The organism is Streptomyces sp. NPDC091271 (assembly GCF_044757505.1).
Lineage (GTDB): Bacteria > Actinomycetota > Actinomycetes > Streptomycetales > Streptomycetaceae > Streptomyces.
The window spans coordinates 813,142-835,683 of record NZ_JBIVVD010000001.1 but is presented as its reverse complement, the minus strand read 5'-3'; the positions used below and the strand labels follow the sequence as shown (position 1 = coordinate 835,683).

The window sequence follows — 22,542 nt, the reverse complement described above, 5'->3', positions numbered from 1 at the left end:
AGAAAGGGAGAATGAGCCGCATGACCATGGTGGAAGGCATCGACGCCCGCGGCATGCAGCACTGCGAGACGACGGCGCTGGGCGTGCTGCTGCGGCACGAGGGAGTCGACCTGTCCGAGCCCATGCTGTTCGGGCTCGGCTCCGGGCTGTCCTTCATCTACTGGGACAGCAAGGGCATGGGCTTCCCCTTCCTGGGAGGTCGCGTCAAGCCGTTCGAACTCACCAGGAACCTGGCCGCCACGCTCGGCCTCGAGCTGCTGGTCGGGGAGACCACCTCCGCACGCAAGGCGTGGGAGAACGTGGCGGCGCCCATCGACGCCGGCCGGCCGGTCGGCCTTCAGCTCGACAGCTACCACCTGAACTACTTCAGCACGAAGGTGCACTTCGGCGGGCACGTCGTGGCCATGTACGGCTACGACGAACAGGACGCCTACCTGGTGGACACCGAACCGCAGGGCGGAGCCGTCTCGACCGGCCTCGCTGCTCTGGCGATGGCCAGGGCCGAGCGCGGCCCCATGACCGCCAGGCACCGCTCCTTCACCCTCACGGCGCCCGGCGGGCCGGCGTCACCGCAGGACCGAATCGTCCCCGCGATCAGGGCATGTGCCGACGCCTTCCTGAACCCGCCCATCGCGAACCTGGGCCACCGGGGCATCGCGAAGGCGGCCACGCAGGTGCCCAAGTGGCTGCAGCGCACCGACAGTCCGGAGGAGGACCTGCCTCAGGCGGCCGCCCTCATGGAGAGGGCCGGCACCGGCGGCGCCCTGTTCCGCAATCTCTACCGGGACTTCCTCGCCGAGAGTGCCCAGCTGATCGACAGCGGCCGTCTGCGCACCGGCCAGGGCCTGTACACCGAGGCCGCCGCCCTCTGGACGGAGGTGGCCGCGCTCGTCGCTGCGGCAGGCGAGTCCGGCGACGCGACGCAGCTCACGCAGGCCGGCTCGATCCTCCACGACCTCTCGCGCATCGAACACGACGCGATGAAGGCACTCAGCACGCTCTAGGCGGGCGTCCCGGAAAACGGCCGTCCCGGAAACGGCCGTCTCGGAAAAGGCTGTCCCGGAAACGGCCGTCTCGGAAAAGGCTGTCCCGGAAAGGGCTGTCCGAAAAACAGCGGCCCCGGAAAACGGCGGCGATTACAGTGCCCTCCATGATCAGGACTGTGGTCAACGGCGTGTCCATCCACTACGACGACCAGGGGCCCTCGGACGGCATACCCGTGGTGCTCGTGCACGGCCATCCGTTCGACCGCACCCTGTGGGCACCGCAGGTCACAGCACTCACAGCAGCCGGATACCGCGTCGTGACACCGGACCTCCGCGGCTACGGCAGCAGCGAGGTCGTGCCGGGCACGTGCCTGCTCTCCGACTTCGCCGACGACATCGCCGGACTCCTGGACACGATCGGCCTGGAGTCCGTCGTCATCGGCGGGGTCTCCATGGGCGGCCAGATCACCATGGAGTTCCAGCGGACCCGTCCGGAACGGGTGCGCGGGATCGTCCTCTCCGACACCTCCCCGGTCGCCGAGACCGAGGAGGGCAAGGCCTTCCGCATCGCCCTGGCCGCCCGGCTCCTCTCGGAAGGCATGGGGCCTTACGCGGACGAGGTGATCGGCAGGATGATCGCCCCGTACAACGTCACGGCTCTCCCGGACGTCGCCGGCCACGTCCTGGCCATGATGCGCGCCACCGCCCCGGAAGGGGCAGCTGCCGCACTGCGCGGCAGGGCCGAACGGCCCGACTACCGCGACACCCTCGCCGGGACCTCCGTACCCGTCCTCATCCTGGTGGGGGCCGACGACGACTACACCCCGGTGAGCGAGGCCCAGGCCATGCGCCGCCTGATCCCCTCCGCCGATCTCGTCGTCATCGAGCAGGCCGGACACCTCCCGGGCGCCGAGCAGCCCGACGCCTTCAACGACGCGCTCCTGACCTTCCTCGGCACCCGCGTCACCGACCACGAACAGGGCCGACCCGCGCCGGGCCAGGGCCCCGGGCATCCCGCACCGCGCCACGATCACCGCTTGTAGCACACCACTGGGGCCCGACACGGCTCAATAGCGCTCAACCCGCCAGGCGGCGGGCAACCCGCCCGCCTGCCGCCGTGTCCCTTCCGTCGAAGGCCAGCAATCCTCGACGGAAGGATGTGCCAACTCATGAGAGCATCCCGTGGCCTGCGCCTCGGCCTGGTGGGAGCTGTCGCGCTCACCGCGACATCGCTCGCGGCCACCGCCCCGGCCGCCCCCGTCTCCGGCCCGGTCACCGGCGGCCACAGTGCGACATGGGAAGCGATGAACGCTGCCGTGGAGGACGGCGTTCCCGGTGTCGTGGGGCAAGCGCAGGACGCGTACGGCACCTGGAAGGGCGCTTCCGGCGTAGGCGACCTCAGGACGGGGCGGTCGCGCTCGGCCGACGAACACTTCCGGGTCGGCAGCATCACCAAGACCTTCGTCGCCACGGTGCTGCTCCAACTGGAAGCGGAGGGCGATCTGTCCCTGGACGACAAGGTCGGCAAGTGGCTGCCCGGCGTGGTCCGGGGCAATCTTCACGACGGCCGCCGGATCACTCTCCGCCAGCTCCTCAACCACACCAGTGGTGTCTTCAACTACCGCTACGACAAGGAGTTCATGAGGACTTACATGCTCAAGGACGCCTTCCAAAGGACCCGTTACGACACGGTCTCCCTCGACCAGCACGTGAAGTACGCCATGGCGAACAAGCGCGACTTCGCGCCGGGCAGCTCCTGGAAGTACTCGAACACCAACTACTCCCTGGCCGCGATGGTGATCGGGAAGGTCACCGGCAACCCGTACGGGGAGGAGATCCGCCACCGCATCATCGAACCGCTCCACCTGCATGCCACCTCCGTCCCCGGTACGGCCCCGCGGCTGCCCCGGCCGAGCAGCCGCGCCTACGCGAAGCTCGCCGGGTCCACGGCCGGCCCGAGCTTCGACGTCACGGAAATGAACCCGACGCGCGCCGGAGGCGGGGGCGACATGATCTCCGACGCCGCCGACCTGAACCGCTTCTACTCGTCCCTGCTGCGCGGCGATCTGCTGCCCCGGGAGCAGCTGGCCGAGATGAAGACGACTGTCGAGGCCAAGGGGCTCCCCGGAGCCCGTTACGGCCTGGGCCTCGCCGAGCGTGAGCTGAGCTGCGGCGTCAAGGTCTGGGGCCACCCCGGCAGCATCACCGGCTGGTTGTCGGAGGCGGTCACGACAGCCGACAGCCGCCACTCGCTGGCCTTCGATTTCAACGGGGACTGGTCCGGGGACAGCGACGCGGTGATCGAGGCGGAGTTCTGCGGCTAGCCGACGGCTCACGCGCATCCGTTCGCCGCTTGTCCACCGGTCCCGCGTGGGCATCCAGGGAGGGCCGCTCCTGGGCTCATCCCTCTCTGGATAGCTCCCGGCCGACCCGTCATGGTCGAGGCATGAACGAATCGCACAGCCCCTCCAGCAGTACGACCAACGTCCTGATCACCGGCGGCAACAAGGGCCTGGGTCTCGAGACGGCCCGCCGTCTCGGCGCACTCGGCTGGCGCGTCTTCCTCGGAGCGCGCGACGAGGCCCGCGGCCGCCAGGCGGCCGAGCGACTGGCGGCCGACGGCGCGCACGTGACCTTCGTCCCGCTGGACGTGACCTCCGACGACTCGGTCGCGGCGGCCGTCCGTACCGTGAGCGACAGCACCGACCGGCTGGACGTTCTGATCAACAACGCCGGGATCACCGGCGAGCTCGTCGGCCCCGCGGACACCCTGCCGCGGCACCTCGTCCCGGTACTGGAAGTCAACGTGGTCGGGCCGGTCCGCGTGACGCACGCGTTTCTGCCCCTGTTGCGCGCCGGGCACGACCCACGCGTCGTGATGATCTCCAGCGGTGCCGGGTCACTGACGATCACCTCCGACCCCGAGCGGAAGGAGTCGACCTTCCCCCATCTGCTGTACCCGCCCTCCAAGGCCGCCCTCAACATGATCACCACCCAGTACGCCAAGGCCCTCCCCGGGATCCGCTTCAACCTCGCCGACCCCGGCTTCACCGCCACCGACCTCAACGGCCACAAGGGCACCCAGACGGTCACCGAGGGCTCCGACGTCATCGTCGAGCTGGCGACCACCTCGCCCGGAGGGACAGGGCAGTACCGCGACCGCGACGGTTCACTCCCCTGGTGAGAACGGGGCAGGGGCGTGTCCGGCCCGCGCCGGCCGATGCCTCGTTCCACAGGCTCACCGACAACCTTGAGGGGAACGACATGAGTGACGCAGTGGTACCGGCCTTCTCGATGGCGGAGCGCGATCGCCGATGGGACCTGGCGCGCGCCTTCATGGACCGTGAAGGCCTCGACGCGCTCCTCGTCTTCGGGGAGCACGAGGACGCCGGCCCGGCGCCGTTCGCCTACGACACATGGTTCACGAACGGCAGGGCCGGGACGACGGTCATCTTCCCGCGGGGCGGCGACCCGGTCGTGCTCTTCCCCATGGAGATGTTCGCCAGGGACCACCTGGAGTCCACGCGCAGAGGCGACACCATGTGGGTTCCGCCCCGCGGCATCCGGTCACAGCGCCGCGACTCCCACGCGATCGCGGCCACGCTCGACGAACTGGGCCTGGCCGAGAAGACGATCGGCGTGGTCGGGTTGGACGTCTACCCGCCCTGGCACCCCGAGGGCATCGTGCCCTACGGGCTCTGGAACAACATCCTGGAGAGGTTCCCCGGCGCCGACTTCAGGCCGGTGGCCCTGGCCCTGTCGCGGGTCGTCATGCCGCTGGGTCCCGAGGAGATCGCCGTCGTACGTCACTCGGCGGGCATCGGCGACGCCATGGCGCGTGCCATGGTCGGGACCGCCGCTGCCGGTGTCTCCGAGAGCGAGGTGTACGCGGCGGGCATGCACGCGGGATACGCGCGCGGAACCGTTCCCGCGGCCATGCACTTCTGGTCGGGCCCCGCTCCGCTGGCATCCGGGCTGCCGCAGTGGGGCTACCGCCCGCAGGCCCCGCGCATCCTGCGGGACGGTGACGTCATCTCCGCCGAGGTGTTCTGCAACTTCGGCGGACGTCACACACAGCACCAGGTCACGATCACCATCGGCGAGCCGCACGTGAACCTCCTGCGCGCCGCCAAGGTCGCTCGCGCGGCGTACGACGCGGGCCTGGCCGCGCTGCGCCCGGGACGGACGTTCGGCGACGTCGTGGACGCCATGCGTGAGCCGCTGGACGCGGCCGACGGCTGGGAGTTCGGCCCGTCGGTGCACGCGCTCAATCCGGCGGTCACGCTCAGCGGCTTCCCGGCGGACGCCGGCCGGAACATCGCGGGATCCGAGGCCTACCCGCCCGAGGCGGACCACCCGACGATCAACGGAGATCTGGAACTCCGCCCTGGGATGACCTTCGCTTTCGAGCCCAACTACGCCTTCGGGCAACACCTGGCCTACATAGGAGGGACGGTCGTCGTCGGCGAGGAGGGAGCGGTCGAGCTCAATCCCTACACGGCGCGGATTCTGCGAGCTGCAGGGGCAGTGACTCCCGCGGCGTGAGTCGACGCCGTCCTCGCGGGCGCCGGTCGGCCCGATCGCCCTGCCTGGCCGGCCGGTACCCTTTCGGAATGAGCCAGCCCCTTCTTCCGGACGTGAGACGGCCCGCGAACGGCGGTCCGAAGGTCGCCGCCCGCAACCGTGCCGCTCTGATCGCCGCCGCCCGGGAGATCTACGCGGCACAGGGACTGGACGCCCCGCTCTCCGCGATCGCACGGCGGGCAGGGGTCGGGCAGGGCGTTCTGTACCGGCACTTCCCCGACCGGGACGCGGTGGCGACCGCGGTCCTGGAGGAGAACGTGCGGCAGATCGAACAGGCCGCCGCGGCCGAGGACATGCTGTTCGCCGACGTCCTCGGCGTACTGACCTGGCACCTGACGGAGTCGGCGGCCTTCCTCGGCCTGCTGCACGTGCGCGGGTCCGTCGCCCGCTCCGAAGCACTCGCACACGCCCTGACCCTTTCGGACCGGGTCGAGCGTGCCCTGCGGGAGCGCCTCCCGGACGGGCACCGGCTGAGCGCGCGGAACGATCTCATGCTCGCCGTGGCCATGGTCTCCGGCGCCGCCAGCGGTCCCGCACGTGAGGTGCGGGAGCGCCGGGCGGCGGCGGCCTGGGGGCTGCTCGGCGTCGAGGTGGGTCCGGTACGGCCCTTCGACGCCTGAGGGCGGGGCGTCAGCCGCCGTTGGACTGCCGCACACCCTCCGCCAGGGCGTCGAAGGTGTACAGGTAGCCGCCGGCGGGTCCGCTGACGGTCATGTACGCCTTCGTCCCGCCGGGGGTGATCGCCACGTTCGTCGCCGACTCGAGCCCCCGGGCGCCGGCCGGGATCTCGATCGTCGCGAGCCGCTCGCCGTTCCTGTCGTACACGGCCATGGCGGCGCGGCCGTGCAGCGCCTGGTAGAGGTTGCCGTCCGCGTCCACGGCGATCGAGTCGGTCTGGGCGATCCCGGCGTCCACGCGGATGGCGGTGTGCCGGGAAGCCAGCCCTCCCTTTCCGTCGAGACGGAGGTAGGAGATCCGGTTCTCCGTGAGTTCGCTGATCCACAGGCCCTGGTAGCCCGTGTCGAACGAGATCCCGTTCACCGAGGCCAGCCCCCCGGCCAGGACGGTGGCCTTCGCTCCGTCGCGCCCGATGCGCACCACCCGGGCGTGGGCGTCCCCGGCGGACAGACTGCGTGAGTCGCTGACGTACAGGTTGCCCTCCTCGTCGAACGCGATGTCGTCGGGGTTCATCCGCGCACCGTCCACCTCGCCGGTGAAGAAGGTCCGCTGGTCGCCGCCGCCCGGGGCCAGGCTGACGATCTCGCCGTGTGCGTAGTCGGTGAGGTAGAGCCGTCCGTCGTACGGGCTGAACTGGGCCGAGGTGTAAGCCCCCCGGCCGTCCGTGTGGAACGCGTGCGCCTTCTTCTTCCTCACGTCGACACGCATCACCTTGGGCTTCCCCTCGGGTGCGGTGACGTCGACGACCAACAGGTCGCCGTTCTCGTCGAAGGTCGGGCCCTCAGGCAGGGTCATCCCGGTCTCTTCGTGCACCTTCGTCAACTGCATGACCTGGTGTGCGCGGATGGTGCTGTCCGAGCCGGCGGGGCCTTCGCCGCCGGCGGAGGCACTCGTCTCCGTACCGCATCCGGTGAGGGCGAGGGCGCCGACGGTGGCGAGTACGGCAAGGGACCGGACCGGAGATCGTCGCATGGGGGGATCACTCTTCCTGTCTGCGGGGGGGGGAGGGGCGCCGGCGGCCGAGAGGCCGACGGGCCCGAGCAGGGGTGCCGACACGCCCCGTACGGGTGCTTCCGGCCACCCGCACAGGCAACCGGACATTGTTGTCCGGTCGTTGCTACGGTAGCTGATGGCCGTTCAGCCGAGGGCGGCTGACCGATTGGAGTGAGACCCCCACATGACCACCACTCAAACGCCGGCCCCCGACGGACTCGCGGCACTGAGGCAGCGCTACGACCTGGAGCGCGAACGGCGCGTACGGCCCGACGGAGCGCGCCAGTACCTCGGCACGGACGCCGAGTTCGGCTACTACGCCGCCGATCCGTACGCGGGGGAGCCGGCCGGGCGCGAGGCGCTCCACGACACCGTGGACGTCGCCGTGATCGGCGGCGGGTTCGGCGGGATCCTCGCCGGGGCGCGGTTGCGGCAGCAGGGCGTGGAGCGGGTCCGCATCGTCGAGGCGGGCGGGGACTTCGGGGGCACCTGGTACTGGAACCGCTACCCGGGCATCCACTGCGACATCGAGTCGCACGTCTATCTGCCGATGCTCGACGAGACCGGCTACGTACCGGAATGGAAGTACTCCCCCGGCGAGGAGATCCGCCGCCACGCCGTGCGCATCGCGCGGAAGTACGACCTCTATCCGGACGCCCTTTTCTCCACCGCGGTCACCTCGCTCACCTGGGACGCCGCGTCCGAGACGTGGATCGTGGCCACCGACCGCGGCGACGCGTTCCACGCCACGTACGTCGTCACCGCCACCGGCACGCTGACCGAGCCGAAACTGCCCGGGATACCCGGGATCGAGACCTTCCGGGGCCACACGTTCCACACGTCTCGCTGGGACTACGCCTACACCGGCGGCACCCCGGACGGCGGCCTGACCGGGCTCGCCGGCAAGCGCGTGGGTATCGTCGGCACCGGCGCCACCGGCGTCCAGGTCATTCCGATGCTGGCCGAGGACGCCCAGCACGTGTACGTCTTCCAGCGCACCCCCTCCAGCGTGGATGTGCGCGCCAACCGCCGTACCACCGCGGAGGACGTGGGCGCCGACCGTGACGGCTGGGCCCGTGAGCGCCGCGAGAACTTCCTGCGCATCGTCTCCGGCGAGGCGGCCGACCGGGACCTCGTCGCCGACGGCTGGACCTCCTCGGCCGGACTCCTGGAGAAGCTCGTACCGAGCTACCGCCGCAAGGGCGACGTGGCGGCCTTCGAAGCGGCGTACGAGGTGGCCGACGCCGCGAAGATGAACGAGCTGCGCACCCGTGTCGAGCAGACCGTCACCGATGCCGGTACGGCGGAGAAGCTCAAGCCCTGGTACCGGTACGCCTGCAAGCGCCCCACCTTCTCCGACAAGTACTACTCGGCGTTCAACCGCGACAACGTCTCCCTGGTCGACACCGCGGACACCCACGGCATCGAGCGCGTCACCGAACACGGTGTCGTCGTCGGCAGCGAGACGTACGAACTCGACTGCCTGATCTTCGCCACGGGATTCTCCGTCGGGGTCTCCGGCATCCACTCCGGCAAGCTCCCCGTCCACGGCCGGGACGGCACCCAGCTCCTGCACGCGATGGCGCAGGAGGGCCCGCGCACCCTGCACGGTTTCACCAGCAACAACTTCCCGAACCTGATCCGGATGGGGTCGCTGCACAACGCCAGCAGCGTCAACTTCACGCACGTCCTCGACGAGCAGGCCGTCCACGCCGCGGCCCTCGTGGCGGCGGCCGAGGCCGGGGACGCCCTGCTGGAACCCTCACGCGCGTCCGAGGACGCCTGGACCTCCGTCATGGCCCAGGGCGCGCCCGACCACGAGTGGTTCCACGCCGGGTGCACCCCCGGCTACTACAACCGTGAAGGCCTCGGCCGTCCGAACTCCCCGAGCGCCTACCCTCATGGCGCCGTCGCCTTCCACGAACTGCTGAAGCAGTGGCGCGAGGAGTCCGTCGACGAGGTTCTGCGGCCCAGGACCGCCCCCCGGCCGGTGACCCGCACCGAGAGCCTCGTCCCCGACGGGAGCAGCAGCTGACGGAATGAAGCCGGCTGCCGGGGCGGGAGGCCTGTCCCGCCCCGGCGGTCCGGGAGCAGGCGTTCTCAACTCCGGCGGTCACGCTCCTGCTCCAGCAGGGCGTCGAGATCGCGGAGCCTGTCCAGCCCCCGCACCGCCTGGGTCATCCGCGCGTTGCGTTCGAACCGGTCGCGGTGGCGGTGCAAGAGATTCCAGTACCCGGCGGTGAAGGGGCATGCGTCCTCACCGACCCGTACGGACGGCTTGTACCGGCAGGAGCCGCAGAAGTCGCTCATGCGGTCGATGTACACGCCTCCGGACGTGTACGGCTTGGTGGTCATGCGGCCCCCGTCCGCGTACTGCGACATGCCCACCACGTTCGGGACCATGACCCAGTCGTAGCCGTCGACGAAGCTGCGGTGGAACCAGTCGGTGACGGCCCCGGGCTCCCACCCTCGCTGCAGGGCGAAGCTGCCCAGGATCATCAGGCGTGGAATGTGGTGCGTCCAGCCGGTCGTCCTGACCTGCTCCAGGACGTGGGTGAGGCAGTTCGCCTCCGTGCCGTCCGGGGACAGTTCCGTGAACCAGTCCGGCAGCGGCTCGTGGTGGCGCAGGGCGTTGCTCGCGCGGTATCGCTCGCCGAAGTACCAGTAGAGGTGCCACACGAACTCGCGCCATCCGGCGATCTGTCGCACGAATCCCTCGGCGCTGTTGAGCGGCACATCGCCGGACCGCCACTGCGCCTCCGCCCGTTCGACGCATTCCGCGGGGTCCAGCAGGCCGAGGTTGAGCGACGAGGAGAGCAGGCTGTGGCTCATCGTCGCGTCCCCGGCGAGAACCGCGTCCTCGTACGCGCCGAACGTGGCGAGCCGGTGCTCCACGAAGCGGCGGAGTGCGGCCAGCGCCTCCCGGCGGGTGGCGGGGAACGTGCGGGGTGCGTCCTCACCGACGAACTCGACGTGCCCGTCGCGCGACCAGCGGTCGAGGTCGGACCGCACCTCGGCGTCGATGTCGCTCTCCCGGGGGCGGTAGGCAGCCGGCACGCCCAGGTCGCTGACGCCGCGCGGCGGGGGCTGCCGGTTGTCGTGGTCCAGGTTCCACCGGCCGCCGACGGGGCGGTCGCCCTCCATCAGCAGGTCGTGCGTCCTGCGGACCCACCGGTAGAAGTCCTCCTGTCGGAGGTGCTTCTCGCCATGGCCGTCCGCCCAGCCCTTGAACTCGTCGTGCGTCACGAGAAAGCCGCGCGCCGGCAGAACGCTCACGGAGGGCATCGCGCGCACGAAGGCGTGGGCCGCGTGGGACGTGGGATGGTGCACGGTCACCGGGCCCTCCCCCACTGCCTCACGCAGGCCCTGACGGTAGGTGTCCGCCTTGACGTACCGCACACGGTCACCGAGCTCGGCGGCCCGATGGCGCATCGCGGACAGCACCAGGTGGGCCTTCGCACGGTGGAACCGCCGCCGTCGGAAAACGCCGCGGGCCTCGATCATGAGCAGCGGCGCGTTCCGCTGCGGGCCGCCCCGCGCCGGATCGACGAAATGGGGACCGAGCTGGTCGCCGAACAGCCAGTGGGTGGCGCCGGACTCTTCCTCAGCCATTCCGAGCGCTCCCTCGACGAACTGTCGCCCGGCCGCGGGCGGCGCGACGCTTTCCCTCACAGATCAAAACGCACGCCGGCGCGGGTGGCGCCCGGCACACGCCGGGGCGCCGCACTTCGCCATGGCGAAATCCGGCAGCCGGCATCCCGATCGAGGTCATCATGAGGGAGACGCGGGCACGCAGTGAGGGAGTACCGCGCCGTCTTCCGGCCCGAAGCTCAGGCAGAGGCCGGGACGAGTGCGCTGCGTACCGCTCGGCTCACCGGGCCGGATCCTGACCACCTCAGGCGCGTCTCAGCGCCTGAGGATCACGGTCCGGCCGTCCGAACCTGACGCCGGAGTCTCCTGGGACCGCTTGCCCTGGCGGAACTGCTGCGGGCTGACGCCTCGTTCTCGCTTGAACGCGGTGCTCAGCGCGAACGGCCCCGAATATCCGACCCGCTGAGCGATGCCGGCGATCGACAGGCCGGGGTCGCGCAGCAACTCCGAGGCGAGCGTCAGCCTCCATCCCGTCAGGTAGGACATCGGCGGCTCGCCGACGAGTTCGGCGAAGCGCCGGGCCAGCACCGCCCGGGAGATCCCGACGGAAGCCGCGAGCGAGGCGACGGTCCACGACTCGCTGAACCGTTCGTGCAACAGCTGCAGCGCCCGGCCCACCACAGGGTCGCTCTGCGCTCGGAACCAGAGCGGCGCACCCGTGCCCGGCTCCATGAGCCAGGAGCGCAGTACGTTGATGAGCAACAGGTCGAGCAGCCGGTCGAGGACGACCTCCTGGCCGATGTCCTCCCTGTCCATCTCGACGGCCAACATGCCGATCAGCGGGGTACGCGCGGCGGACGCAGGCTGGACGAGCAGTGCGGGCAGACAGGCGAGCAGCCTGCGTCCGACCTCGTTGGGTGCCTGGTAGGTGCCGCTGAGCATCACGGTCGACCCGGCGCGACGTGGCTCGCCCCAGGTGCGCACGCCCAAGGACATCGTCTCGGTGACATCCTCGCCGGCAGTGGTGTTACAGCGCTGATCGCTGTCCACGGTGATGCCCGGGGAGGTGGACGGGTCATCGACGAGCGTGTACGGCTCAGGGCCGCGCAGGACCGCCACGTCCCCCGCAGCGATCCTCACCGGGTCGGCGCCCTCGCGGAGCACCCATGCCGAGCCGTGCAGCATGATGGCGAGCGACAGGGGAGCACGGTCCTCGATGCGCAGCCCCCATGGCGGGTTGAACACCGATCTCAGCAGAAACGCGCCCCGCGCCTTGGGACTTTCCAGCAGACCGCTGAGCGCATCCACAACCTTCTCCTCGCACCGTCTCGCCGAGTCTGTCGCGGGGCGCTCGGCCCCGGCCGGCCGTACCCCTCCCCGCCCGGGGCCGGGCCCAGTCTGTCAACGCTTCCTGCCGACGCGCGGGGCGGCCGGCCCGGTCGGCCTCCGTGCCATACGGGCGGTGCGGTGGTCCAACGTCCGGGTAGCCCGGTCCGGCGGACCACCGCTGCGGAACACCCTCTCGTCAGGCGTCCCAGACACCGGTGGGCGCGGTCTCCTTGACGTAGTCCGCGAAGTCCTTGGGCTCCCGTCCCAGCGCATCCTGGACGCCGCGCACCAGGTTGGCGTTTCGGCCGTCGACGATGAGCGTGAAGAGGTCCGCGAACTCCTCCGGCTCACCCAGCTCGCGCAGCCCCGCGCGGTAGTCGTCCACGCTGACCGGGACGTAGGTGATGGTCCGCCCGGTGACCGCCGACAGCTCACGGGCCACGTCGTGGAAGCTCAGCAGCCGCGGCCCGGCCAACTCGTACGTCTTGCCGATGTGCCGGTCGTCGGAGAGGGCGGCGACCACCACGTCGGCGATGTCGTCGGCGTCGACGAACGGCTCGACGGCGTCGCCGGTGGGGAGCGCCAGCTCGCCGGAGAGGACCGGGTCGCGGAAGAAGCTTTCGCTGAAGTTCTGGTTGAACCAGCTGGCGCGGACGACGGTCCAGTCGCAGCCGGACGCCTTGAGGGCGTCCTCACCGGCGACGGCACCCTCCTCGCCCCGGCCGGAGAGCAGCACCAGGCGGCGGACGCCCCGCTCCACGGCCAACGCGGCGAACCGTCCGACGACTTCCTTCGCGCCGGGGAAGCCGAGGTCCGGGTAGTAGGTCACGTACGCGGCGGAAACCCCGTCGAGCGCGGCCTCCCAGGTGCTCTCGTCCTCCCAGACGAAGGGGATCCCGCTGCTGCGCGAACCGCTCCGGACCGGACGGCCGAGCCCTTGCAGACGCTCGACGACGCGTCGCCCGGTCTTACCGGTGCCGCCGATGACGAGGATGGGTGCGATGTTCTGTCCCTGAGTGCTCATGACTTCATTGAAGTCTCTGCGCCGCAGACGGTACATGGCTCTCAGGCTCACTTTCATACGCGATCGTCTCGACCTGTGAGCGCGAGGCACAGGCCCGCACCACCCTTCCCGCTCGGCGGGCGGGGCAGAATAATCCATGGCGCACGGGCCGACCTGCAACGAGACTTCACAGGTGAGCGACTCGTTCGAGGGCCCGGCAGCCGAGGCCCGCGTCCCGTGGCCCGGCGACCACTTGGTGCTCAGCTGGTGGGTCCCCGCCCTCTGGCGCCGCGACCACTCGGCGCCATGACGGTTACCTTCGTCATGCCCACCTGGATCGGCCATACCGACCTGCACCCGGAGAGGTGACCCATGCCGTTCCAGCACCCCGAGGAGATCGGCTACGGCTACGTGATCGAGCGCTACGTGACGCGGAAGGACTCGGACCACGCGCGCTACCGCGACCTGAAGAGCGGTCGCGCCCTGCGGCCCGGGTGGCCGCACGCCGAGCGCTTCACGCGTCAACTCGTCGACGACGCAGGCACGATCACCGACGCCGAGCTGGAGGCCCTCCTCGGCTACGAGTGGCGCTCACGCCTCACCGCCGCCTGGCTGATCGGCGTAGGCCGACGCGCCACGTTCCGCGAACGCATCGGCGACCTCCTCCTGGCCAGCGAGTTCTGCTTCTCCGGCGGCGCCTACTGCTTCGCCCTGGCCCGCTTCGGCACCCACGCGGACGCCGAGATTCTCGCCTCGTACCTGGACCGCTACCTCCCCCGCACCGACCTCCGATACGACCAGCCCGCAGCCCTCGGTGCCCTCCTCCGCCTCGACGCCCACCTCGGCACCCGACACGCCGACCGCTTCACCCAGCCCGACGGCCTCTGGGACCAGTGGGTCAACGCCCTCACCCACCTCCGGGGCGACCCCGGACACACCCCCGGCGCGCAGCGCCGCCGGACCGATGTCCAGTGCGACTTCGCCGACGGCTGGGTGTCCGTGACCTGAGCCCATGCCCTGCTTCCGCATGCTCATGGGGCGGCTACGGCTGTGGCGAGTGTCGCGGCGGACAGGCCCAGGAACAGCAGCGCACCGCCGAGCTGATGGTCGCGCACGCGCAGGTGGGTGATCACCGCGCCGATGAAGTACAGGACCAGGCCGGCCGCAGCCGCGATCCCGAAGGGCCGTACGACCAGGCCGGCCAGCAGGCCCAGCGAGCCCGCAGCCAGACAGGCGCCGAGCGGGTACATCCAGGACACCGGCACCTGGAGCCGCTCCGCAATGGCAACGATCGCGGGATGTCGGGTGAAGTCCATACAGGCGCCGATGCCCGTCGCGATGGCGGTCAGCAGGGTCAGGACGAGATACGCGGGATACATGGTGGTCCTTTCCGAATCACCTCCACCCTCGTGGGCCCCAACCGTGGCGGTCCAATACCTGCGTCCATAGCCTGATGGCATGGATGTGGACACCCGCCTGCTGCGTTACTTCGCCACGGTGGCCGACGAAGGCAACATCACCCGTGCCGCAGAACGCCTGTTCATGGCGCAACCGTCGCTGACCAAGCAGATCAAGCAGCTCGAGACGAAGCTGGGCGTGCGGCTCTTCATCCGCTCCCGGGCGGGCATGACCCTCACCGAGCCGGGCCGGGCACTGGCCGACCGTGTGCCGGCCCTGCTCGACGCGCTGCACGAGGCGGTACGGGAGACCAAGGCTGCCGCGAGCCGGGCGGAGCGGATTCTGCGGGTCGGCATCATGGGCAGCGGGGCCAACGAGGCGACCCCCGCGATTATCGCCACGTTCGGCGACCGCCGGCCGGGCTGGCGGGTGGAGCTGCGGCAGGGCGTGTGGTCCGAGCCGACGGCAGGGCTGGCGGACGGCGGCGTCGATGCCGCGCTGCTGTATCTGCCCTTCCCCGGCCAGGAACGCTGGCGGGTGACCGAGCTGTTCACCGAGCCTCGCTGCGTGCTGCTGCCATCCGGTCATCGGCTGGCGGACCGGGCGTCGATCGCCTTCCGGGAGCTCTGGGACGAGCCGTTCGTAGCGACCCCGCCGGAGGCCGGCGAATGGCGCGACTGGTGGCTGGCGACCGACGCACGCGAGGGCCACCCGCCCCGCATCGGCGCAGAGACGCGCCACCCGGACAACTGGCTGAACGCCATCGCCAACGGCTACGGCATCGCACTCGCCCCATCGGCGGCCGCCCGCTACTACCCCCGCCCCGGCATCACCCAGCGCCCCGTCACGGGCGTCGCCCCCTGCACGGTCGCCGTGGTCCGGCCCCCGGCCGCCGACGACAACCCGCTTACCGAGGACTTCGTCGACTCATGCCTGACCGTGGTCCGCCCACAGTGACGACTCCGATCCGGGACGAGCCGCGGTTCCGGCCCTGCGGACTGGCTGCGGACTGGCCCCAAGTGCCGAGACAGAGAAATCCATGGCACACCGGCGGGACCTCCAACGAGACCGCGCGGGTGAGTGGTGTCCTCCGACGAGGTGAGTTCCTGATGAGCGTGCAGCGCAGGCACGGTCGGAGGGCCCGCGTGCGAGTGACGAGGGCGGTTCTCGTTTCCGCCGCCGCCGACCTCGTGACCTGGATCTCACTGAGTCGCTACGGTTGAGCCATGACCGCACTGCCCGACTGGATGCGCCCGCCCCGCGCGGAAGGCTGGTTCGCGGAGGACCTGGACCGCCTCCCGGAAGCACCGCGCCACACCGAGCTGATCGACGGCGCCCTCGTATTCACGATGTCTCCGCAGCGGTAGTGGCACGGCCATCTCGTCACGATGCTCACCGTGGCTCTCATGGAGCAGGCGCCGGCCGACGTAAGGGTTGGACGGGAAATGACCATCAAACTCGATCAACGCAATCGGCCCGAGCCGGATCTGCTGGTGACGACGGCCGACTTCGACGGTGACCGCACCTGGCTCGCCCCGGATGAAGTACGACTCGCCGTCGAGGTGGTCTCCCCCGAGTCCGCACACCGGGACCGCACGGTAAAGCTCCACAAATATGCAGAGGCCGGCATCCCGCACTACTGGCGCATCGAGGACGAGGCCGGAGCACCCATCGTCCACGTCTACGAACTCGATGAGCCAACCGCCACCTATGTGCCCGTTGGCATCTTCAGGGGCACGCTCAACCGCCCGGTGCCCTTCGAGATCAACCTCGACCTGGAGAAGCTCGCTCCGCCCCGTCGCGACTGAGTCATCACCAAGTCAGCACGGAAACGCAGTCGGGGCCGGACTCACCCAAGTCCGACCCCGCTGGCCAGCATTCTTGACGAGACTGTCCAGCTTGCAGTAACCAGCCCGCTACACGTTGAACCTGAACTCCACCACAACTACTCTGACCTGCGGTTATGCGGGCGCATCCCAGCACCATCCCAGCACGAGATTCACTGCAAAGTACAAGAAGATCCAGGAGCGTCAAGATACGCGTCGACGCCCGCCTCGGATACAGGCCGCGCAGCGCTCAAGACGCTGTAATAGTTTCTGTACTAGACTTGTGGCCATGAAGTCACCCCGCCCCGGCGGCACGGAGAACCTCTCCGTGTCAATGCCCTCCGAACTTCTCGGTGCTCTGCGTACCCGTACCGGTAAGCGCGGCGTGTCCGCATACGTGACGGCGGCGGTCCGGCATCAGCTCGCCATGGACGGCCTCGCCGAGATCGTGGCTGCCTACGAAGCCGAGCACGAGCCGCTGAGCGAGGCCGAGATCCAGGCCGCGCGGAGCGAACTGTTCGGTGACGCTCCGGCGCCCTACGCTTCGAACGACAGCGCCGCATGAAGGAGCCCGCGGCCAGGTCCCTGGTGCTCGACTCCCAGGCGCTGTCACTGCTGTTGCGCAACGACCGCCAGATGATCACCCGGATCGAGGCCGCTCGGCGCGTGGGCGTGCCCGTCCTCGTATCGGCCCTGACCGTAGTGGAGGCCGTCTACGGGAAGACAGATACCGCCCGGCTGCGCTGGGTGCTCTCCCGCCTTCAAGTCCAAGAAGTCACCCAGGCGGACAGTCTCACTGCGGTGCAGCTCCTGAGCGACGCCGGCGGCCTGCACGGCCACAAGTACGCCATCGACGCCCTCGTAGCCGCGATGGCGCTCCGCTCCCCGGCACCCGTCCTCGTAATGACCTCGGACCGCGACGACTGGTCGAAACTGTGCGGCGACGGAGTACAGATCAAGGATGTCTGACCTTGGCGTTCACTCAGCTTGACTCGCACTGTCTCGCCAGCCCCGTGGCTAGGCCCAACGAACCCCGTGGGGCCATTTCGAAGGGCCCGGGAGGGTCAAGGTTGAGTGAGCGGTGCCACGGTCGGCTGCCCTAGGAATAGCGGATGAGCGGTGGCGGCGTACACGGGTTGCGCGAGGGTGCAGTCCTCTGGCATTGAGGGCCTTGGACAGTCGCCTCAGCGCGAGTAGTCCGCGAGGGTGAGTAGCAGGTGTGCCGACTCAGCGCGCACGTGATCGGAATGGGCGCCTGCCGGATTGAGGTGGCGCCCGCGAACATACACGTGGGAGGCGTCGATGTTGACGAAACGGTGGTCGAGCGCGGAGTGCGGGTACCGCTCGGCGAGTGGCAACAGAGGTGTGGTGAACACGGGCGCTGGCACCGGACCAATTCCGGAGTGTCCCCCGCACCCCCGTCATCCCGCCGCTCACCGCCCGCCTGCGAGCCACCGCCGCGGACAACGCCCCTGGCTGGCCCTCGACCCACTTCACCCAGATCATCAACGACCTGGTCGATCACTCCCAGGTGATCCGCTACTCCCAGTTCTGGCGAGTGGACGCCGGCCGCACGTACGGCATCGCGGACAACGGCCTGGACTGGCAACTCGACTGGAGTGTGCCCTGGGAGCACTTGGTCGAAGAGTCCCGCACCTGGTCCCTGCTGGAAGCCTCCGAAGCCCCGGTCGGCGACAACATCGTCGTCGCCCCCACCTGGATCGACCGCACCGACCTGTACCCGGAGAGGTGACCGATGCCATTCCAGCACCCCGAGGAAATCGGCTACGGCTACGTAATCGAGCGCTACGCGGCAAGGAAGGACTCAGGCCACGCGCGCTATCTCGTCCTGCAAAGTGGTCGGTTCCTACGGCCCGAGTGGCCTCACGCCGAACGTTTCGCCCATCACCTCATCGACGACTCGGCCACGATCACCGATGCCGAGCTGGAAGCCCTCCTCGGCTATGAGTGGCGCTCACGACTTACCGCCGCCTGGCTGATCGGCGTAGGCCGACGCGCCACGTTCCGCGAACGCATCGGCGACCTGCTCATGGCCAGCGAGTTCTGTTTCTCCGGCAGCTCCTACTGCTTCGCGCTGGCCCGCTTCGGCACCCACGCAGACGCCGAGATCCTCACCGCCTACCTCGACCGCTATCTCCCCCGCACCGACCTCCGCTACGACCAACCCGCAGCCCTCGGTGCACTCCTCCGCCTCGACGCCCACCTCGGCACCCACCACGCCGACCGCTTCACCGAGCCCGACTGCCCATGGGACCAGCGGGTCAACACCCTGGCCCACCTCCGCGACCACCCCGCTTACACCCCCACCGAGCTTCGCCGCTGGACAGACCTCCACCTTGGCCTCGGCAATGGCTGGTCCCGCGCTTAGGAGACCCCTACGTAGCAGCTTGTGACCGGGTGCGATACGCACTGTCAGTGGTGTCCTCCATACTGGAGGGCGAAACCGAGGCCAAGGGGGAATCGCCATATGGGCGGAGTCGATACGGCACGGGGCATGAGCTTTCAGACGGCGTGCGCCATTCTGCAGCTCATTCGCACTCCGGAGGAGTACCCAGAGGCCGAGACCTTCCGGGCCGAGGGGGCCGATGAGGCCATCGACTTCGAAGTACGCGACGCGCAGGGACGGCCGCTGCTGCTCGCACAGGCGAAGACACGCGTCGAGCCGGGCTCATGGTCAGGTCTGGAACTGGTACGGCTGGCTCGACGCTGGGGCTCCGCAGATCCCGAAGGCACGGCGGTACTGCGGTTCCTCTCAGATGCACCCGTGCACGCATCAGGACATGCCCTGCGGAACGCAGTGACACGTGCCCGGGCCGTGCCGGACCCTGCCAAATGGCTGGCAGAGTGCAGGGACGAAGTGCCGACCTCGATCGGGCTATCCGTCAACGACCACGCGTTGCTCCGCCGACTGGAGGTCGATACCCGGATCGGGCCGTGGGAGCAGATCCTCGACCAGGCCCGGCTGGAGTTGCTTCGCCTGTCACCCGTCGCCATGGCTGCGGAGGACGTCGACAGCACGGTCGACTCGCTGTTTGTAAAGATGTTTCAGTGGTCCGGAGACCACTTGCTTGCCCGGCGCACGTTCCGATTGGCCGAGCTTCCGAGCCTCCTACGCAGACGCCGCGCCACGCCTCATGCCGAGGCGGTCAAGCTGCCCGGGCCCGGCCGCGCACTCTTCCGTGAGGTCCCTTCGGCTGCCGGTGTGCGCGGCCGGAGCAGGGAGCTGACAACGCTCAGAGATCGATTCAGCACGGAACGCGATGCAGGCCCACCCCCGGTGGTGGTGTCCGGACTCGGAGGGATCGGCAAATCGAGCATCGCACGGCTGTATGCCCACCGACACCGGGACCAATACGACTTTGTTTGGTGGATCCCGTCCGACACTCGCGAGGACGTCATCGCCGCGTATCGGCGGATGGTCGCCGAGGAGCGGCAAGACACCGAACCGGCCACCGACGTGGAGATCCTCACTCAGGTCGGCCTCCGCCTGTCGCACCTAGGCACCAGACTGCTGATCGTCTACGACAACGTCGCGGACCGGGAGCAGCTGCAAGGTCTACTACCGACCTGCGAAGGCGCGCATGTGTTGGTCACCACCCGCGACTCGGCCTGGGCTGCGGCAGACGGCGGGCTAGTCGTTGAACGGATGACGGCCGAAGAGGCCACGGCCTGGGCGGGAGAACGGCTGCCGGATGCGTCCGAGTCCGAGGTGTCCGCGCTGGTCAACGCGGTGGAGGGCATCCCGCTCGGCATCGCCCAGGCCATCGGCTACATTGCGGCGACCCAGTGCCCGGTCAGCGTCTATCTGACTGAACTCGCCGATTGCCGAGCCCAGTTGCTCGACGAACGCGGCTTCGTGCCGCTCGACTACCGGGAGGGAGCGACGTTGACCGCGGCGGTCACCCTTAGCGTGAAAGGAGTGCTCGATCAGACGCTGCACTCGTCCAACGACTCGGGACGGCATCTCGCCGCTGCGCTGCTCGCCCGCTGTGCCCTGCTCGCCCCAGACTTCATTCCACTCCACCTCGCGACACTCGACCTGCCGACCGGGCCCGCCGTCTACAGAGCTGTGGGGGAGCTACGCAAATTCTCTCTGGTCGACTCCCGAGACGGATTTCTCGCAATCCACCGCATCGTCCAGGATGTCATCCGGGCGATGATGGACAGCGAGGCTGTCAATGCGATGCAAGGACGCTTCCAGCACGAGTTGGTGAAACGACTGGTGGACTGCCAGAAGCAGCACACATGGGCCGAGGCCGCCACCCTGATCGAGCATGCGGTTCATGTGGCGCACCGCGTGACCAGTAGCGGTTATGCGGACGCCAACACAGTGGCATTGCTGGCCAATGTCGCGGGAGCGATCTCAAACATCCACGGTGATCTGGTGCGCAGCGAGGGGCTGTTACGTGAGGCACTGACGATCGTTGAGCACGCCGACGAAGGGGCAATTGACGATCCCGTCTACCGCCGAGCCGCCACGACGACCACACTGGCCCAGTGTCTGATGAATCAGTCGCGGTTCGATGAGGCCGCACAGGCGGCACAGATTGCCTGGACTTTACTGGAAGGCATGGATGCACTCGACGCTGAGGGCGTCGAGCACCTGTTGTTGGCACACGTCGCCGACATGCGCGCGGCAGTGGCAACGGACCGCTTCGCTGACATCGCCCGCGCCAACGCCAGGCTGGAGGCGGTTCTGCAGCGCGAGGATGTGGCTCCCTCGGCAGCCCTCAGAATCCGGTTGGAACAGGTGCAGTCGCTCGTGTGGATCCAGAACTGGGACGACGCGGCAATGGCCATCGACCAGGCTAAGGCGGCGGCTCCGGCAGACGCCGAGACGAGCGCGGAACTACACTTCCTGGACGCCATCGTCAAAGCATCCACGGGTCGGCTAGAGGAGGCCCTCGCCGTCACCGCGGAAATCCCCGAGCCCGCCGAGCGGGAAGCCGTGAACATCATGCGCCACCACGCAGACCATATGGTGGACGTGGCCCATGCCCTGACGACGGGCAGCCTCCGCAGGCAGAAGAAGGGGCTACCCACTGATGTCTGGATCCTGAATGCCGCAGGGCTGTTGATCGACCAGGCTGAGACGTGGCTCGTAGCACACACCGAAGCCGGGCCGGACGTACTGGCCCATGTCACGCACCGACGCGCTGTGCTCGCCTGGACCCGACATCTTCTGGGGCATCCAGACAGTGACCCGGAGCTGTGCCGCGCCCTGATGCGAGAGAGCCTTGAGCTGTTCGAGGCTGCGGGGCAGAGCCACGTACCGCTCGCGGTCACCGCGCGCCAATTCCTAGAGCTGCATAAACAGGACTCCCATGACGAACCTCCCGAAACGGTGAGCCTGGAGGGGCCTCCTCACGTTCCGCTGCCGCCGTCTGGCGGCAGCGGAACGTATCTGGTCTCCGAATACCCGTGGCGTAGTGCCGTGGCTCTCAACCGGGCTGTTCCGCGAGATGCGCACTCGCTTTACAGCCTGCTCGGAGCCACCCTGTATCACCTGAGTGGGCAAGCGGCGCCCTCTCCTGCCTTCCTCGTTCTGGCGTTCACCACAGCGCTACGCGCCTCGGGACTGAAGTGCCGATTGATCCCTACCGCATTGCGAGTAACCCGTGGTGATGGCGGATCACTTGACCTGCCGGGCTGGCAACTTCCGCCGATGGTCATGAAAGACGGACAGATCCGGGGGCACGTAACCGTCTGGTGCGAGGAAGCCGCACGGCTAGTGGACCCAGCCCTACTGCTCGGTCAGAGCCGGTTCGCTCCCGACGCCGCAGAACGCGAGATCTTCCGGGCCCCCGTTGTCATGCCGGCGCCCGACTTAAACTCTCTACTCGGAATCAGCCCAGCTACCCACCGAGAAGGGCACCTACTCGCTTACGAGTTCCGTCTCGACTGGGAGGAGCACCTACGTGGGGCGATTGAGCACCTGGACGACGCGGCTGTAGCCAGCTTTGCGCAAGTACTGGCCGCTTCCGCCGCCTTGGCCGCCGACACCGGCCTGTATGCCTGAGGACGACTCCCCCAGGCTGAAGTTCTGCGGACAGCACGACTGCCTGACCTACATCGTCGCAGGTCAGGCCGCCTCTAGGTACGCGATCAGACGTTGAAGCGGAATGTCTGCGGG

19 protein-coding genes and 1 pseudogene are annotated in these 22,542 nt (G+C 69.0%); 15 read left to right on the top strand and 5 right to left on the bottom strand.

What is annotated here, in order from left to right:
- The first annotated feature begins 20 nt into the window (after positions 1 to 20).
- The 6 genes from ACIQM3_RS04120 (at position 21) to ACIQM3_RS04095 (ending at position 6,190) form a co-directional block, all read left to right on the top strand.
- Positions 21 to 1,004 (top strand): BtrH N-terminal domain-containing protein, encoded by a 984-nt coding sequence (locus tag ACIQM3_RS04120; protein WP_401618456.1) that lies wholly within the window; start codon positions 21 to 23, stop codon positions 1,002 to 1,004.
- A gap of 146 nt (positions 1,005 to 1,150) precedes the next feature.
- On the top strand, positions 1,151 to 2,029 hold the full coding sequence (locus ACIQM3_RS04115; protein WP_401618453.1) for an alpha/beta fold hydrolase: 879 nt from the start codon (positions 1,151 to 1,153) through the stop codon (positions 2,027 to 2,029).
- 126 nt (positions 2,030 to 2,155) lie between these two features.
- Positions 2,156 to 3,310, top strand: coding sequence for a serine hydrolase domain-containing protein (locus ACIQM3_RS04110; RefSeq protein WP_401618450.1), 1,155 nt, complete (start codon positions 2,156 to 2,158; stop codon positions 3,308 to 3,310).
- Between the two features lie 122 nt (positions 3,311 to 3,432).
- Entirely contained in the window at positions 3,433 to 4,170 is a 738-nt protein-coding gene (locus ACIQM3_RS04105) for an SDR family NAD(P)-dependent oxidoreductase (RefSeq protein WP_401618446.1), read from the top strand.
- Positions 4,171 to 4,250: 80 nt separating this feature from the next.
- Positions 4,251 to 5,531, top strand: a complete 1,281-nt coding sequence (locus ACIQM3_RS04100) for a M24 family metallopeptidase (protein WP_401618444.1) — start codon at positions 4,251 to 4,253, stop codon at positions 5,529 to 5,531.
- A gap of 68 nt (positions 5,532 to 5,599) precedes the next feature.
- A complete protein-coding gene (locus ACIQM3_RS04095) occupies positions 5,600 to 6,190 on the top strand; it encodes a TetR/AcrR family transcriptional regulator (RefSeq protein ID WP_401618441.1) in 591 nt (196 codons plus the stop codon).
- Positions 6,191 to 6,200: 10 nt separating this feature from the next.
- Here ACIQM3_RS04095 and ACIQM3_RS04090 read toward each other — a convergent pair whose 3' ends face one another.
- Positions 6,201 to 7,220 (bottom strand): SMP-30/gluconolactonase/LRE family protein, encoded by a 1,020-nt coding sequence (locus ACIQM3_RS04090; RefSeq protein ID WP_401618439.1) that lies wholly within the window; start codon positions 7,218 to 7,220, stop codon positions 6,201 to 6,203.
- Positions 7,221 to 7,425: 205 nt separating this feature from the next.
- On the opposite strand from ACIQM3_RS04090, the gene ACIQM3_RS04085 reads away from it, so the two are divergent.
- Complete coding sequence (locus tag ACIQM3_RS04085; protein WP_401618437.1) at positions 7,426 to 9,276, top strand: flavin-containing monooxygenase; 1,851 nt, start codon at positions 7,426 to 7,428, stop codon at positions 9,274 to 9,276.
- 65 nt (positions 9,277 to 9,341) lie between these two features.
- Here the strand turns inward: ACIQM3_RS04085 and ACIQM3_RS04080 are convergent, their stop codons facing one another.
- The 3 genes from ACIQM3_RS04080 to ACIQM3_RS04070 all read right to left on the bottom strand — a co-directional run bounded on the left by ACIQM3_RS04080 (position 9,342) and on the right by ACIQM3_RS04070 (position 13,185).
- Positions 9,342 to 10,853: a cryptochrome/photolyase family protein gene (locus ACIQM3_RS04080; protein ID WP_401618434.1), complete on the bottom strand. Its 1,512-nt coding sequence runs from the start codon at positions 10,851 to 10,853 to the stop codon at positions 9,342 to 9,344.
- 294 nt (positions 10,854 to 11,147) lie between these two features.
- Entirely contained in the window at positions 11,148 to 12,140 is a 993-nt protein-coding gene (locus ACIQM3_RS04075) for an AraC family transcriptional regulator (protein ID WP_401618431.1), read from the bottom strand.
- 217 nt (positions 12,141 to 12,357) lie between these two features.
- Entirely contained in the window at positions 12,358 to 13,185 is an 828-nt protein-coding gene (locus tag ACIQM3_RS04070; protein ID WP_401618428.1) for an NmrA family NAD(P)-binding protein, read from the bottom strand.
- Between the two features lie 351 nt (positions 13,186 to 13,536).
- Between ACIQM3_RS04070 and ACIQM3_RS04065 the strand changes: the two genes are divergently transcribed.
- Positions 13,537 to 14,172, top strand: coding sequence for a DUF6000 family protein (locus tag ACIQM3_RS04065; protein ID WP_401618425.1), 636 nt, complete (start codon positions 13,537 to 13,539; stop codon positions 14,170 to 14,172).
- A gap of 23 nt (positions 14,173 to 14,195) precedes the next feature.
- Here the strand turns inward: ACIQM3_RS04065 and ACIQM3_RS04060 are convergent, their stop codons facing one another.
- Complete coding sequence (locus ACIQM3_RS04060) at positions 14,196 to 14,543, bottom strand: DoxX family protein (RefSeq protein WP_401618422.1); 348 nt, start codon at positions 14,541 to 14,543, stop codon at positions 14,196 to 14,198.
- A gap of 79 nt (positions 14,544 to 14,622) precedes the next feature.
- Between ACIQM3_RS04060 and ACIQM3_RS04055 the strand changes: the two genes are divergently transcribed.
- The 7 genes and pseudogenes from ACIQM3_RS04055 to ACIQM3_RS04025 all read left to right on the top strand — a co-directional run bounded on the left by ACIQM3_RS04055 (position 14,623) and on the right by ACIQM3_RS04025 (position 22,428).
- On the top strand, positions 14,623 to 15,519 hold the full coding sequence (locus ACIQM3_RS04055) for a LysR family transcriptional regulator (RefSeq protein ID WP_401618419.1): 897 nt from the start codon (positions 14,623 to 14,625) through the stop codon (positions 15,517 to 15,519).
- Positions 15,520 to 15,788: 269 nt separating this feature from the next.
- Positions 15,789 to 16,370 (top strand): annotated as a pseudogene (locus ACIQM3_RS04050) (Uma2 family endonuclease).
- A gap of 307 nt (positions 16,371 to 16,677) precedes the next feature.
- Positions 16,678 to 16,953, top strand: a complete 276-nt coding sequence (locus tag ACIQM3_RS04045) for a hypothetical protein (protein WP_401618416.1) — start codon at positions 16,678 to 16,680, stop codon at positions 16,951 to 16,953.
- Positions 16,950 to 17,357, top strand: a complete 408-nt coding sequence (locus tag ACIQM3_RS04040) for a PIN domain-containing protein (protein WP_366392585.1) — start codon at positions 16,950 to 16,952, stop codon at positions 17,355 to 17,357. Before ACIQM3_RS04045 ends, ACIQM3_RS04040 begins: the two co-directional genes overlap by 4 nt.
- A gap of 562 nt (positions 17,358 to 17,919) precedes the next feature.
- Positions 17,920 to 18,141: a hypothetical protein gene (locus ACIQM3_RS04035; RefSeq protein ID WP_401618413.1), complete on the top strand. Its 222-nt coding sequence runs from the start codon at positions 17,920 to 17,922 to the stop codon at positions 18,139 to 18,141.
- Positions 18,142 to 18,144: 3 nt separating this feature from the next.
- A complete protein-coding gene (locus tag ACIQM3_RS04030; RefSeq protein WP_401618410.1) occupies positions 18,145 to 18,777 on the top strand; it encodes a DUF6000 family protein in 633 nt (210 codons plus the stop codon).
- Between the two features lie 126 nt (positions 18,778 to 18,903).
- Positions 18,904 to 22,428 carry an AAA family ATPase gene (locus ACIQM3_RS04025; protein WP_401618407.1) on the top strand — a complete coding sequence of 1,175 codons (3,525 nt, stop codon included), beginning with the start codon at positions 18,904 to 18,906 and terminating at the stop codon, positions 22,426 to 22,428.
- The last annotated feature ends 114 nt before the right edge of the window (positions 22,429 to 22,542 follow it).

Bases quoted from the DNA above. Each gene is read 5' to 3' on its own strand.
- ACIQM3_RS04110 (WP_401618450.1), top strand. From the start codon at position 2,156: ATGAGAGCATCCCGTGGCCTGCGCCTCGGCCTGGTGGGAGCTGTCGCG.
- ACIQM3_RS04120 (WP_401618456.1), top strand. From the start codon at position 21: ATGACCATGGTGGAAGGCATCGACGCCCGCGGCATGCAGCACTGCGAG.
- ACIQM3_RS04025 (WP_401618407.1), top strand. From the start codon at position 18,904: ATGAGCTTTCAGACGGCGTGCGCCATTCTGCAGCTCATTCGCACTCCG.
- ACIQM3_RS04080 (WP_401618434.1), bottom strand. From the start codon at position 10,853: ATGGCTGAGGAAGAGTCCGGCGCCACCCACTGGCTGTTCGGCGACCAG.
- ACIQM3_RS04100 (WP_401618444.1), top strand. From the start codon at position 4,251: ATGAGTGACGCAGTGGTACCGGCCTTCTCGATGGCGGAGCGCGATCGC.
- ACIQM3_RS04115 (WP_401618453.1), top strand. From the start codon at position 1,151: ATGATCAGGACTGTGGTCAACGGCGTGTCCATCCACTACGACGACCAG.
- ACIQM3_RS04095 (WP_401618441.1), top strand. From the start codon at position 5,600: ATGAGCCAGCCCCTTCTTCCGGACGTGAGACGGCCCGCGAACGGCGGT.
- ACIQM3_RS04105 (WP_401618446.1), top strand. From the start codon at position 3,433: ATGAACGAATCGCACAGCCCCTCCAGCAGTACGACCAACGTCCTGATC.
- ACIQM3_RS04065 (WP_401618425.1), top strand. From the start codon at position 13,537: ATGCCGTTCCAGCACCCCGAGGAGATCGGCTACGGCTACGTGATCGAG.
- ACIQM3_RS04090 (WP_401618439.1), bottom strand. From the start codon at position 7,220: ATGCGACGATCTCCGGTCCGGTCCCTTGCCGTACTCGCCACCGTCGGC.
- ACIQM3_RS04055 (WP_401618419.1), top strand. From the start codon at position 14,623: ATGGATGTGGACACCCGCCTGCTGCGTTACTTCGCCACGGTGGCCGAC.
- ACIQM3_RS04040 (WP_366392585.1), top strand. From the start codon at position 16,950: ATGAAGGAGCCCGCGGCCAGGTCCCTGGTGCTCGACTCCCAGGCGCTG.
- ACIQM3_RS04060 (WP_401618422.1), bottom strand. From the start codon at position 14,543: ATGTATCCCGCGTATCTCGTCCTGACCCTGCTGACCGCCATCGCGACG.
- ACIQM3_RS04070 (WP_401618428.1), bottom strand. From the start codon at position 13,185: ATGAGCACTCAGGGACAGAACATCGCACCCATCCTCGTCATCGGCGGC.
- ACIQM3_RS04045 (WP_401618416.1), top strand. From the start codon at position 16,678: ATGAAGTCACCCCGCCCCGGCGGCACGGAGAACCTCTCCGTGTCAATG.
- ACIQM3_RS04030 (WP_401618410.1), top strand. From the start codon at position 18,145: ATGCCATTCCAGCACCCCGAGGAAATCGGCTACGGCTACGTAATCGAG.
- ACIQM3_RS04085 (WP_401618437.1), top strand. From the start codon at position 7,426: ATGACCACCACTCAAACGCCGGCCCCCGACGGACTCGCGGCACTGAGG.